At 52.8% G+C, this 13,712-nt stretch carries 10 protein-coding genes; 2 read left to right on the top strand and 8 right to left on the bottom strand.

Annotation, left to right across the window (positions count from 1 at the left end; all coding sequences use genetic code 11):
- Positions 1–360: 360 nt before the first annotated feature.
- The 5 genes from uxaC to RWM61_RS19040 are packed head-to-tail and all read right to left on the bottom strand — an operon-like array spanning position 361 to position 6,828.
- Positions 361–1,773, bottom strand: coding sequence for a glucuronate isomerase (gene uxaC, locus RWM61_RS19060; protein WP_314003767.1), 1,413 nt, complete (start codon positions 1,771–1,773; stop codon positions 361–363).
- Positions 1,774–1,801: 28 nt separating this feature from the next.
- Positions 1,802–3,223, bottom strand: a complete 1,422-nt coding sequence (gnd, locus tag RWM61_RS19055; RefSeq protein WP_314003765.1) for a decarboxylating NADP(+)-dependent phosphogluconate dehydrogenase — start codon at positions 3,221–3,223, stop codon at positions 1,802–1,804.
- Positions 3,220–3,987 (bottom strand): SDR family oxidoreductase, encoded by a 768-nt coding sequence (locus RWM61_RS19050; protein WP_314003769.1) that lies wholly within the window; start codon positions 3,985–3,987, stop codon positions 3,220–3,222. The genes gnd and RWM61_RS19050 overlap by 4 nt, the downstream gene beginning before the upstream one ends.
- Positions 3,988–4,015: 28 nt before the next feature.
- Positions 4,016–5,557, bottom strand: a complete 1,542-nt coding sequence (locus RWM61_RS19045; protein WP_314003763.1) for a gluconokinase — start codon at positions 5,555–5,557, stop codon at positions 4,016–4,018.
- Entirely contained in the window at positions 5,554–6,828 is a 1,275-nt protein-coding gene (locus tag RWM61_RS19040) for a DUF362 domain-containing protein (RefSeq protein WP_314003761.1), read from the bottom strand. Before RWM61_RS19040 ends, RWM61_RS19045 begins: the two co-directional genes overlap by 4 nt.
- Positions 6,829–7,072: 244 nt before the next feature.
- Between RWM61_RS19040 and RWM61_RS19035 the strand changes: the two genes are divergently transcribed.
- Positions 7,073–8,086 (top strand): LacI family DNA-binding transcriptional regulator, encoded by a 1,014-nt coding sequence (locus tag RWM61_RS19035; RefSeq protein WP_314003760.1) that lies wholly within the window; start codon positions 7,073–7,075, stop codon positions 8,084–8,086.
- Positions 8,087–8,138: 52 nt separating this feature from the next.
- Here the strand turns inward: RWM61_RS19035 and RWM61_RS19030 are convergent, their stop codons facing one another.
- Entirely contained in the window at positions 8,139–9,551 is a 1,413-nt protein-coding gene (locus tag RWM61_RS19030) for an MFS transporter (RefSeq protein ID WP_314003758.1), read from the bottom strand.
- Between the two features lie 139 nt (positions 9,552–9,690).
- Positions 9,691–11,487, bottom strand: coding sequence for a beta-glucuronidase (uidA, locus tag RWM61_RS19025; protein ID WP_314003756.1), 1,797 nt, complete (start codon positions 11,485–11,487; stop codon positions 9,691–9,693).
- Positions 11,488–11,618: 131 nt separating this feature from the next.
- On the opposite strand from uidA, the gene RWM61_RS19020 reads away from it, so the two are divergent.
- Entirely contained in the window at positions 11,619–12,893 is a 1,275-nt protein-coding gene (locus RWM61_RS19020; protein WP_314003754.1) for an AraC family transcriptional regulator, read from the top strand.
- Between the two features lie 50 nt (positions 12,894–12,943).
- Here the strand turns inward: RWM61_RS19020 and RWM61_RS19015 are convergent.
- Positions 12,944–13,712: LarC family nickel insertion protein (locus tag RWM61_RS19015; protein WP_314003752.1), on the bottom strand; the 769-nt coding region annotated here is incomplete at its 5' end.

Here is a 13,712-nt window from a genome sequence, read left to right as displayed (position 1 = left end):
CTTGATATACATGGGTTCCGGGATTTTCAGCATCGTGCTGTGAATATTTCAGGATAATTAATCCAAGGATCAGTTTGAGTCGAATAGAATTCATAAGAGACTTATTCATAAACCTCATAAATTACAATCCCTCCAATTAAAACAGCTAAGCGCATCACCATTCTATCATTATTGTAAGGGCTTTCAATCTTCTCCGGAGAGATAAGATCCTTCCTTTTCAGTATACTAATAACGCGCTCAAACGGTTGGGATGATTTTTGCAAAACCAGAACTATATTAACATTTTGAGAAAAAAACTCCATTCAATGAGAAAATCCCCGGAACGAATTAACGAATTCCGGGGATTTCACTTCGTAATCTTTATTCAAATGAGAAATAGTTCTTCGCGTTGTTGTAGCAGATGTTTTGTACAATTGTGCCGAGAAGCTCGCGGTCGTCCGGGAACTCGCCGTCCTCGACCCATTCGCCGATCAAGTTGCACAATATACGACGGAAATACTCATGGCGAGTGTATGACAGGAAGCTGCGCGAATCGGTTAGCATGCCGACGAAGCGGCTCAGCAAGCCGACATCGGCCAGCGTCTTCATCTGCGCGATCATGCCTTCCTTGGTATCGTTGTGCCACCAGCCGGAGCCGAACTGCATCTTGCCCGCAACGCCGCCGCCCTGGAAATTGCCGGTCATCGTGGCGACGATATGGTTGTGCGCCGGGTTCAGCGAGTATAGCACCGTCTTCGGCAACCCGGTCTCGCTCTCGCGCTCGATCGCATCAAGCAAGCGTGACAATGGTTGGGCGATCGCACTGTCGCTGATCGAGTCGAAGCCGGTGTCCGGACCGAGCGTTTCGAATGCGCGCATATTGTTGTTGCGGAGGGCGTTCATGTGATACTGCATGACCCAGCCTCGCTCCGCATACAGCTTGCCGAGGAACACAAGGGTATAGGTTTTGTACTGCTGCTCCTCGTGAAGACTTACGGTTTCGCCCGCGATCGCCTTGGCGAAGACCGCAGCCGCTTCCTCCTTTGTCGCAGCGGCATACGGCACATAATTGAGCGCATGGTCGGAGACACGGCCGCCGTTCGAGTGGAAAAATTCAACCCGCTTCTCCAGCGCCGCCAGCAGGCCTTCGTAATCGGAGACAGCTGTTCCCGACACGCTTTCCAGCTTGCGGATCCAATCGAGGAACCCTTTGTTGTTGATCTCAAGCCCCTTATCCGGACGGAACGACGGCAGCACGGCCACGTCGAAGCTTGGATCTTCCTTGATCTTAACATGGTACTCAAGCGAATCGGTCGGATCGTCCGTCGTGCAGATCAACTTGACGTCCGACTTCGTGATGAAATCGCGCGCCCCGAAGCCGCCCCCGGTTAGCTGAGCGTTCACCTTCTCCCAAATCATCGGCGCCGTCTGTTCGTTCAATAATTCTTCCACGCCAAAATACCGCTTCAGTTCAAGATGCGTCCAGTGGTACAGCGGGTTGCCGATCGTCATCGGCACCGTCTTCGCATAGGCCAGAAACTTGTCGTAGTCGCTCGCGTTTCCGGTGATGCAAGCCTCGTCTATCCCGTTCGCCCTCATCGCTCTCCACTTGTAATGATCGCCGAAAAGCCAAACCTCGGTCACATTTTTATATTGCTTGTTCTCGTAAATTTCCTGCGGGCTCAAGTGACAATGGTAGTCGATGAGCGGCATCTTCTTCGCGTATTCGTGATATAACGCTGCCGCCGTCGGATTGTTCAAGAGGAAGTTATCATCCATAAAAGCTTTCGCCATTTCCGTCACTCTCCCAGATCGCCTGTAGTTATTTCATCCACTCGAAGTGGAACGTGCCTTCCTTGTCGACGCGCTCGAATGTATGCGCGCCGAAGTAGTCACGCTGAGCCTGCAGCAGGTTTGCCGGCAGCCGCTCCGTCCGGTAGGAATCGTAATAGGCAAGCGCGGACGAGAAAGACGGTGTCGGAATACCGAATTGCACCGCAGTGGACACGACGTTGCGCCATGCGTCCTGATAGTTCTCTACGGCATTCTTGAAGTAGTCATCAAGCAGGAGGTTCTTCAGCTCCGGGTTGCGCTTGTAAGCGTCGGTGATATTTTGCAGGAACCTCGCCCGGATAATGCAGCCGCCGCGGAAAATCTTGGCGATTTCGCCGTATTGCAGATTCCAGCCGTAATACTCCGATGCGGCGCGCATTTGCGCGAAGCCTTGGGCGTAAGAGCAGATCTTGCTTGCATACAACGCGCGGCGCACCTGCTCGATGAACGTATCGCGATCGATGCCGAGCGGCTTCCTGGACGGCCCGTTCAGAATGCGGCTGGCTTCCGTGCGCTCTTCTTTCATAGCCGAGATAAAGCGTGCGAACACCGATTCCGTAATGATGGACAGCGGCACGCCGAGATCGAGGGCGCTCTCGCTCGTCCATTTCCCTGTGCCTTTCTGCCCCGCGCTGTCAAGGATGACGTCAACCATCGGGAGTCCGGTTTCAGGATCTCTCTTCAAGAAGATGTCCTGCGTGATTTCAATGAGGTAGCTGTCCAGCTCGCCCTTGTTCCACTCTGAGAAGATAGAGTGCAGCTTCTCGGAGGGCAAGCCGAGCACGTCCTTCAGCAAATGATATGCTTCGCAAATGAGCTGCATGTCGCCGTACTCGATGCCGTTGTGCACCATCTTTACATAATGGCCCGCGCCGTCCGGTCCGATGTACGTGCAGCACGGTTCTTCGTTTACTTGCGCCGAGATTGCCGTAAAGATCGGCGCCACGAGCTCATAAGCGTCCTTCGGGCCCCCCGGCATGAGCGCCGGCCCCTTGAGCGCGCCTTCCTCGCCGCCGGATACGCCGGTGCCGATGAAGCGAATGCCCTTGCCGTTAAGCTCCTTGTCGCGGCGTTGCGTTTCCTTGAAGTAGGTGTTGCCGCCGTCGATAATGATATCTCCTTGCTCCAGGTGCGGCAGTAGCTGCTCGATCGTAGCGTCGGTCGGGCCGCCAGCCTTGACCATGATCATGATTTTACGCGGGCGCTCGAGCGATTGTACAAACTCCTCCACGCTGAACGTGCCGATCAGGTTTTTGCCTTGCGCCTCGGCCAGCAGCTCATGCGTTTTCTCGGGAGAACGGTTATATACGGAGACAGAGAACCCCTTGCTCTCCATGTTGAGCGCCAGGTTTCTGCCCATGACGGCCAGGCCTACGACGCCGATTTGCTGTTTCTTGCCGTTGTTTGTCATATTGTCATCGCTCCAAATCCGCCGTCGACGCGCAGGAATGTGCCGGTTACGAAGCTCGAAGCTTTCTCGGATGCGAGATACACGGCTGCGCCCTGCAGCTCTTCCGCTAGCCCGAACCGGTTCATCGGGGTGTGGCCCATGATGCTCTTAATGCGGTCTTCGGACAATATTTTTTTGTTTTGTTCGGCCGGGAAGAAGCCTGGAATGATAGCATTGACGCGAATGGTGTGTGGCGCGAATTCGCGAGCGAGAAACTGAGTCACGGAATTGACGCCCGCCTTTGAGACGGAGTACGTGAAGACGCGGGAGAGCGGCGGCCCGGACGATACGGAAGAGATGTTGATGATGCTGCCGCCCTTGCCCTGGTTGATCATCCGTTTGCCGAACACCTGGCACGCGATCATGACGCCCTTTAGATTGACATCCATGATGCTGTCCCATTCTTCCTCGGTAATTTCGAAGAAGGGAGTGGCGCTGTTTTTGCCGGGGCAATTCAGCAGGATATCCACGCTTCCGGACCATTCCACGATCTCAGAGAGGATGCGGCTCAGGTCATCCTTGCTTGTCGCGTCAGCCTGGAACACGGCCGCTTCTCCCCCTGCGGCCTCGATACGCTGCTTGGCGGCTGCGGAAGTCTCGGCGTTGCGTCCGACGACGGCAACTTTCGCGCCGTATGCGCCGAGCGCCTCGCCCATGACGGAGCCGAGCGTGCTGTTGCCGCCGATGATGACGGCCGTCTTGCCGGTCAGGTCGAACAAATCGATTGCTGCCATGTGTTGATTTCTCCTCCTCTTAAGACTGCGATGTTTGGAAGTTGACGATCCGCTCGAAAGGCGACACGAGCCTCGGATATAAATCGCTGTATATCGCAAACAGTTCGTCATACGCCGCCCGATGGGCCGTGTTCGGCTCGTGCGTGTGCGACGATTGCGACCAGGCGCGCGCCGGCTCCAGACTGTCCCAGTCGCCGAGAGCGACGAGGCCGAGCGCGGCCGCTCCGAGCGCGGAGCTCTCGATCGCGTCGGGCACGGTCAGCGGCGCGCCGAGAATATCGGCGATCGTCTGACGCCAGAACGGCGACCGGGCGAAGCCGCCCGACGCGCGAATTTCGCGCGGGCGGCCGGCGGCGTCGCCGACCGCTTCCGCGACGGAGCGCACGGCGTAACCGACGCCCTCCAGCACGGCCCGGACCATGTGCGGCTTGCCGTGTGCGAGCGATAAGCCGAAGAAGACGCCGCGTACGTTGGCGTTCCAATACGGCGCGCGCTCGCCGGCGAACAGCGGCAGCACGACCAGGCCGCCGCTGCCCGCGGGCGCCTGCCGCGCCAGCTCGGTCAGGCGGTCGTACGGATCGATGCCCGCCGCGCGCGCCTCATCCGCTTCCTTCGTCGCTAGCTCGTCCCGTACCCAGCGGAACAGGACGCCGCCGTTGTTGATCGCGCCGCCGACGACCCAGCGGTCGTCCGTCAGCGCATAGCAGAACGTGCGGCCCTGCGGGTCGGTGCGCGGCTCGCTCACGAGGGCCCGCACCGCACCGCTCGTGCCGATCGTCACCGCGAACTGGTCCGGCTCGACCGCGCCAACGCCCACGTTAGCGAGCACGCCGTCGGAGGCGCCGACGACGATCGGCGTACCTGCCGCGAGCCCGAGCCGCTCCGCCCACGCGCGGTCCATGCCTTCCAGCACGTGCGTCGTGGACACCAGCTTGGGTAGGCGGGACGCGTCGATGCCTGCGGCTTGCAGCGCCGGCTCATGCCATGCGCGGTTTTGCAATGAAAACAAACCCGTCGCGCTTGCGATGGAGTGATCGACGACGTGGTTCCCGCCTCCGAACCAACGCCCGAGCACGTATTCCTTGATGCCGACGAACCGGTGCGACTTCCCGAACACGGACGAGTCGCGTTCCCGCATCCACATCAGCTTGATCAGGGGCGACATCGGATGGATCGGCGTGCCTGTCGCGGCATATATTGCCTGAGCGTCGGATTGATCTTTCAGGACACGCACGAACGGCGCGCTCCGGTTGTCCGCCCATGTGATGGACGGGGTCAGCGGCGCGCCTTCGCGATCGAGCGCGATGAGGCTGTGCATCGCCGAACTAAAGACAACGCACCGAACTTCATCCGCGCCGACCGCAGCCTTCGCGATCACGTCTCGTACCGAGTCTGCAACCGCGCCGACGATCTCGTCCGGGTCTTGCTCCGCCCGGTCGGGAGCCGGCGTGTACAACGGGTACTCCACCGACAGCGCCGCGCGAATCGTACCACTCTGGTGGACTACAGCCGCCTTAGTACTTGTCGTACCGATATCTACGGCGACAATGTATGGTTTCATCGTAAGAAATACCCCTCGCTGTCGAACTTCCATTCATAAGGCTCGGATACGATCTCGATGTCCGGATGCTCGCGCGCTTCCATAAGCATTGGCACCGAAATCTCGATCTCGCCCAGATGAAGCGTGTCGCGGATGCGGACAAGCCTGCACGTTGTGAAATCGAGCACGTTGCACGTCTTCACCGCCGCTTTAATCGCCAGCTCGTCGCTTTCTAGCGTCGTTGCGAGCTTCGTCGGGGCGCACACGGTCGACGTCAATCCGTTCAAGTATGTCGCCGTGAAGTCCATCTTGTCCGCAAGCCGGCGCGTCGTGAAATCGGCCGTGCCGACGCCGTTCGCATTGCCTTTCGATTCCTTGGTTACGTCTAGCACGACGATCTTGTTCACGTCGGGACCTCCGAAGGCATAAGGCGTCGGATACCGGCCGGTCACGTTCGGGTCCATGCCGTCGCCGCTGATGTTTTTTCCGATCTGATCGACTACAAGCACGTCAATCTGGTCGAACAACAGCCTCGGCATCCGGGACTTCGCCATTTTCTGCAACTCCACTTCCCGCTCATAGATGCGGTCCGCGGGAAGAACCTCAATATGGCACGTCTCGTCATAGGCGTTCTCCACCGCGCCGACTCCAAACACGATCGGCAGCTTCTTGATCATGACCTGGGCCATCTCCGGCACGAATTCGGCCATATATTTGAATCCGAGCTGATGGCACGCTTCGGCGCCCTTCTGCTTTCCAAGGCCGATCGCGATCATCTTCATAATGCCGCTCTCGATCGGCCCTCGGAACGCCGTATGCGGCTTCACCCGATTGATAACGATAATGGCATCGGCGGTTGAGGCGATCTTGTCGACATATACCGGCAAGCCGTTCGGCAAGCGGTCGATTTCAACGACTTCCATCGACGATTCCACCGGAGCCCCCATCGACGCTTCGTCGATGCCGAGATGCTTCAGCACCTCGGCCTGGCCCTCCGCCGTTGCCCCGCCGTGGCTGCCCATGCACGGCACAATGAACGGATTCGCGCCGGCTGCTTTAATGGCATCAATAGTCGTCTTCGTTATGCCGGCTATGTTTGCGATTCCGCGGCTGCCGACCGCGACGGCGACGCGCTGCCCCGGGCGAAGAGCATCGACGGCACCAGGCCTCTTCAGCTCTTCAATTAATACCGCCAGCGGGTCATCCAGCTTAGAGGCATCGAACTTTTGGCGAATTCGAACGACCGGCGGGATCGGGATCGGCTTCAACATATTTTGAATGATTTCGCTCATGAAAGTTACCTTCCTTTAGTGTTCAATTTCGTCTACAATCCTAAGTGTTTCCTAATGTGCGAAAATTAGAGAAGCTCTTTGTATGCCCCTTCATGCGCGGCTATTGCGAAATATAACAACGTTGTTATTGGTGTGCATTTATATAATATGTTGAAATTACGGTTAAATCAATGATATTTTAAAAATACATTCTGATTTTTTTGAAAACGTATGTTATTTATTATCTTGGGAGCGGTGAACAACTATGAATGTCACCATTAAGGATATCGCCCGCCTTGCGGGCGTCAGCTATTCCACCGTGTCCAAGGCGCTTAACGACAGTCCGCTGGTCAAACCCGACACGAAGCGGCGCATCGTCGAGCTGGCGGCGCAGCTCGGTTACGAGCCGAACCTGGCGGCCAAGAGCCTCGTATCCCGCCGCAGCATGACCGTCGGAGTCGTGCTGCCTTCGCTCGAGCGGGTGGCGCTTTCCGTGCTGGTCAGCCGCATTAACGATGCGCTCGCCGAACGCGGATATGAGGTCATTCTGTCGATTCTTCCGCCGGCCTCGGCGGTCCGGCTCTTTCAACGGCTACAGGTGGACGGGATCATCGTGTTCGAGGACATTACGCCGGAAGAACGGCATGCGGAACCCGTCACAACCAATATTCCGGCCGTCTCGATCGGCTCCTCCCATATTGCCGGTCCGCGATACGCGCTGGTCGACGTAAAGCGAAAGGACGCATTGAAAGAAGCCGTAAGATATTTATCCTCTCTTGGCCATACCCGAATCGCCTATATCGGCGACGCGCGGGAAGCCGATGCCAAGCAGCAGGAGAAGGTCGCAGGATATCTGGAGAGCGCGTTTGAATGCGGGTTAACCGCCGATTCGGCGATCATCCTCAATTCTCGCGGCAATACTTGGCGGCATGGCTTCGAAGCCGGCCGCATGCTGCTTGCGCTTGAAATCCGGCCGACCGCCGTCATTACCGGGGCGTTCGACGTAACGGCCGGCTTCTTAAGAGCGGTGCTGGACGGCGGGCTTCATGTTCCGGAAGATCTGTCCCTTGTCAGCTATGACAACATTCCGCAGCTAGAGGAATTAGACGTTCCGGTGACGGCAGTCGGCGCTCCGGTTACGTTGTTCGCGGAACGGATCGCCGCGGCGCTGCTCCAGATTATGGCGGAGAACGGACCTTCGCGCTTGACATCGCTGCTGGACCCCCGTTTGGAGGAACGGTCTTCTTCCTTGAAACGTCCCAAAATCGGCAAACGATAAATTAGAAAGAAGATAGCTAAAATACCTGAGCTATCTTCTTTCTTTTTACAAGTTAATTTTGATTCTTTCTTTTTTCGGCCAAATTTGTGGCAAGCTGGTTTGTGCGCTGCTTATTCAATGGATATAGAAATACTAAAATAAAAAAGATCAACAAGTAGACGACGGCCGGCACTAAAGTGCCTAATGCACAAATACCGTCAAGCACGCTTTCTGTTTGGGTCTCGAGGGTTGCGTTATAGCCGACCGCCCCGATCACCATGCCACCGATCCCCCCGGCAATTGCCTGCCCTACTTTACGGGCGAACGAGTAAACAGAATACACCGTTCCATCTTCCCGCAAGCCTGTTAAATACTCATGATAATCGATAACGTCCGTTACGAAAGCCCAAACCACGATATTGAAGAATGCAAATCCAAACATACCCACAGCGGAAACCGCGATAAATTGAATAGCAGTCAAGTTTGGCAACAAGTATAAAAGCAGATAAACAACGCCTGCAAGCAGCATGCCCGCCGATGCAACTTCCTTCTTCCCGAATCGGGCCACCAACGGCTTGGCTAACGGAATAGCGACAAATACGGCGACTGCCTGAATCAAACCTGCCATGCTTAATACTGAAGCGTTGCCAAAATAGTCTTTAAACAAATACACATTCGCTGCGCCGACCAGCATTGTGAGCATCATAAAAGTTAAAGATGCCGCAAGTATGGAGAGTAACGGTTTATTTTTCAACAGCCCTTTTAATGTTTTGCCTAAATTCAGATTTTTTGCTTGAGTTTCCTTCATCGCAATGCGTTCCGTCGATAACTTATAGCACGCCATATAGCAGGCGATAGATAAAATACCGAACATAATGGCCGCCATTAGAAAACGGTCCGGATCCGCCTCATTGTTTACAAACAAAATCAATGGTCCGACTACGTTAATGATTAAAGACGCAAGCATAGCGCCCATCGTTCTAAATGTAGATAATGTTGTCCGTTCGACAGGATCGCTTGTAATGACGGAGGCCATCGAGCCGTAAGGAATATTTACCGTACTGTATAAAGTTCCCCAAACAAGGTATGTGACAAAAGCGTATGCCAGATAAAATCCGTCCAACATCCCCGGAATTTTGACGAACATTAACACACCTGAAATTACAAGTGGAAAAGACATTCTGAAAATCCAAGGTTTAAATTTGCCGTGCTTGCCCTGTTTTCTCATATCAATGAACCGGCCCCACATCACATCCGCAACGGCATCCCATAATCTTGCGATTAAAAACATTAACCCGACGGTTGCCGCACTAATATTGAAGATATCCGTGTAGTAAACCATTAGGAATGAGCTTACCAAAATAAAGAAGAAATCATTGCCGAAATCGCCGAACAAATAGCCGAGTTTATCGCTCAAACCGAAAGGACGCGACGCGTTTCCGTCGGCATTTGTTCCTGAAACCTTTAGTGCGGCGTTTTGAGCCATTTTTTACGCCCCCATATCTTAGCTGTTTTTCTTGCAATGAAATCGCTTGCAATTACCTGATGAAAAATATTTTTTTCAGTAGGGAGTCTTTCTTCCAATCCAGACTCCCCGACAAGAAAAGCCGAAATACTGCCAAACCTTATTGCTTATATCCGTATTGGGGGATCGAAAGCCATCTTTTGCGCAGTTCATGCGCTGCATATTTCGGTTTACGATCCCGCGTAAAAATCCCTTTCTTATTGCCTTGCACCCGTATGATTCCCTGGCTCGTGTTAAAATCTGCGAAATTCCAAACCTGTTCGCCGACGAAGTTGTCGAATTCGTCGAAGACCTCATGGTTGGCGCGCAGATACTCCACTTGGTACTCTTCAGTAAACATAACGGGGTCGACATCGTGCAATCCTGCAACCGTATCCGCACCGTACTCGGTCATGATAATCGGTTTGCCCGGGCAGCGCTTTTGCCAGCCGTTAAATTCCTCGCGGAGCTTGATTTTGGCAACCTCCAAATCTCCGCCTTGTACGTACCAACCGTAATAACGGTTTAACGCAAGCACATCGACAAGTTCGGCCACCTTGCATATATCCGGAGTCGACCCAAGGTGAGTGACGATAGTTACAGGTCTTTTCTGCGGGTCGATCTCTTTGGCCAAATCCACCAGCGGCTTGAAATACTCATAAGCTCCCTCTTCTTCGGAAGCCGGTTCATTGGCGATGGACCACATGACCACACACGGATGATTTTTATCGCGGGCAATCAGTTCGCGAATTACATCCTGATGATGCTCGCTAGTCTTCAATTTTTCCCATGTATTGATCTTCCGTTCCCCGCCGAAAATCATCATGAAGTTCAGATGCAGTCCGACGGCCGGCGTTTCATCGATGACGACGATGCCTTCTTTGTCCGCCAGTCGCATCAATTCTTCGGAATAAGGATAATGGGACGTCCGGAACGAATTGGCGCCAATCCATTTCATCAGACGGAAATCGAGAACGTTGGCCGCTTCGTCAAAGCCTCTGCCGTGAATCGGAGTATCTTCGTGCTTCCCAAAACCTTTAAAATAAAAAGGCTTATTATTGATCAGGAATTTACCGGCCTTCACCTGAACGGTTCTAACCCCGAAAGGCTGTTCATAAACGTCAACAACCTTTCCATCTTTGATAAGCTCGACCTTGAGGGTATAAAGATACGAGTTCAACGGCTCCCACAGTTTGACTTCGTTGATGCTGATGGTATCATACAAACCGCTGCTTTCCGCGACGATAGCACCCGATTCATCCATAACCGCTGCCTTAACCTGTGCCTCTCCCACGATCTCTACCTCATAGCGAACATTCCCCGTCGTTTCTTTGAAGTCCGTAACGACCGCGACATCCTTGACGTAAGTGTGAGGTGTAGTATAAATCTTAACCGGCCTATGGATACCCGCATAATTAAAGAAGTCGAAATTCGGACTGTTTCTGACGACCTTACCAAGGCCGGGGATTTCCTGCTCGCTATAATTTCCCACAGGCAGCGTGCTTTCATCCACGATATTGTTCACAGCAACTGTTAAGCGGTTTTTGCCGCCAGTTAAGAATCGGTTGATTTCGGCTTCGAACGGAGTGAATCCTCCTTGATGTTCAACAACAAGCTCGCCGTTCACATAAACCTTCGCCTTATGAGTAGCGGAACCGAAACGCAAAACAATTCGCTCTGAGAAAAGCAGGCTTGGTACCGTAAAATTTCTTTCGTACCACACCCAGCCTACATGATTGCGAATATCGGCAGTCACTCCTACATCATTGAAAGAAGATGGAACTGACATATTTATGGTGTCGGTAAGTGGAGATTCATACCACTTTTCTTGAAAACCCTTTCCAAAATCAAGTTTAAAATTCCAAATCCCATTTAAATCTACAATTCCCCGAGACTCGGTAACGATTGGATATAACATTTTCCCTGCCTCCCCTTTTATTTTTTATTTTAAATGTCTACAACAAAGATTATACTTATAACGGGATATGAAACAGTAGAATTTAAATAACATTGTCGGGACAATTTTAACATGGTATAAGGATGATCAAGATGACCATTCAGACTCTTCCATTAACAACCGTCAGCCTGACGATTTTTCGCTTGACAGATATCAATACGGTCGTATTGAACAACAACGGTTCTCTCCATTTGGTGCATGAGCGTGATCCTTTGCCGGAATTTATGCTCGAGGTGCAGCGGAAAGACTTCCTCTTCCTTAGCAAAGAAGCAAAGCGATCCCCCAAGGAATGCTGCATGTACACCAATGAATGGGGATTTTCCTACGTAGCCAGACCATTCCAGAGCAATGGGGAACAAACGAAGATATTAATTAACGGTCCTTTCTTAATGCAAGTGCCTGATACGAATAGATTCCATACAAAATTCAAAATCAATCAACAAAAACTTATTGAATTGGAGGCATTTTACCGCGGTTTAAAACTGATCAGCAGATCCAAACTTCAGAGTTTGGCCAATATCCTGGACCGGGCAGGTTCCATCCGCCAGACCTCCCTTCGGATATTGGGTACCCATGAAAATCCGCCGGTATCATCTCAGCAGAAGAATATCGAACTTATGTTGCAACAAACTGATGAAACCTATATCGATTTAATCGAATTGCGTTATAAAATGGAAAAAGAAATGATGTGGGCCGTTGAGCAGGGCGATAAAGCAAGGCTAAAAGAAATCTTTTCAAAAACGAAAAATTTGTTTGATTTCTCCGAAAGGTTTCCCAACCAACCGGTTAGGGCGATGAAAAATTTAATGGTCGTTTTAAATACACTCCTGCGAATCGCGGCAGAAAAAGGAAAGGTCCAACCATTCTTCCTTCATCAAATTTCCGAGAAATTCTCCAAGCAAATCGAACGGTCCGATACCATCGATTCGCTCAATCATCTAATCGCCGTAATGTGCGACGAATATTGCGATTTGGTACGTCATCGTGCCGTTTCCGGATATTCGCCTTTAGTTCAAAAAGCGTCAGAATATATTGCGGTTCACTTCAGCAAACCATTGAATCTAGGCCATCTTTCTGAACATTGCCACGTACATCCGGCACATTTGTCGAGACAATTCAAGAAAGAAACAGGAATGACCCTTACCGATTACCAACAAAAACGACGGATAGAAGAAGCTAAAATACTTCTAAAAACAGACCGTGCCTCAATCGGATGGATCGCCGGACACGTTGGATTTGATGATGCCGGTTACTTCACTCGCATATTCAAAAAGCTGGAGGGAATCACCCCCTCGGAATTTCGAAATTCCGACGCGAGCCGTATAAATAGGATGGACAGCGCAGATAATAAACGAAAGCATAAATAAAAACAGTCCACCTTCCGGTGAACCGCTTTTATATCCAAAACTCGCGCTTATTACCGCATCCAGGCGTTATACCCGCCCCTTGTAACGAGCAAAAGAATGGCCATGAAAATCAAAGTAAGTCCGATCGCTTTGCCCATCAAGTGGTCCAATCCAATCGCCTGTACACCTCTCGGTATACGGTATTCAGCGGAACTCCGGAAGTACGGGCTGCCCGGGCCGCATCCATCGTCCACCTGCGTTTCCAGCACAGTTATCGTTTCCGTCGGAACCGCCGCAGGTATATCCCGTTTAAGCAGCATGGCCCTTAACACGTTGGGATGGTCGAAATCCTTGGTGCCGGCACCGTAACCGATCCGCTCGATTGTGCCTTCCGGCAATGGACCAAACCCGGCCGCAAGCGCCTTCACGATCCCTGCTCCCGTCGGCGTGGTTAGTTCGCCCGGGGCGGTAAAGGAAGACAAAGGAACCCCCAGCAGGATCTCCGCCGTAGCCGGAGCCGGAATCGGATACACGCCATGCGCCATTCGTACCCTGCCGGAACCGACCGGCACGGGGGATACGAGGATTTCGTCAATTTGAAGACTCTCCAATGCCAGGCACACCCCGATAATGTCCAAGATGGAGTCCATCGCGCCAACCTCGTGAAAATGGACGGCGGAGGGATCGATGCCATGGATTTTCCCTTCGGCTAGCGCGATCACCTTGAAGATGGAAAGGCTTCGAGCTTTTACTCTTGGAGGCAGGCCGGATGCTTCGATCATTTGCAGAATGTCCGATGCTTTACGATGCACGTGGGCATGTCCGTGATCATTGTAATAG

Source organism: uncultured Paenibacillus sp. (assembly GCF_963515335.1).
In the GTDB taxonomy this organism is placed as follows: Bacteria; Bacillota; Bacilli; order Paenibacillales; family Paenibacillaceae; genus Paenibacillus_I.
This window is presented reverse-complemented; position numbering and strand designations above follow the sequence as displayed.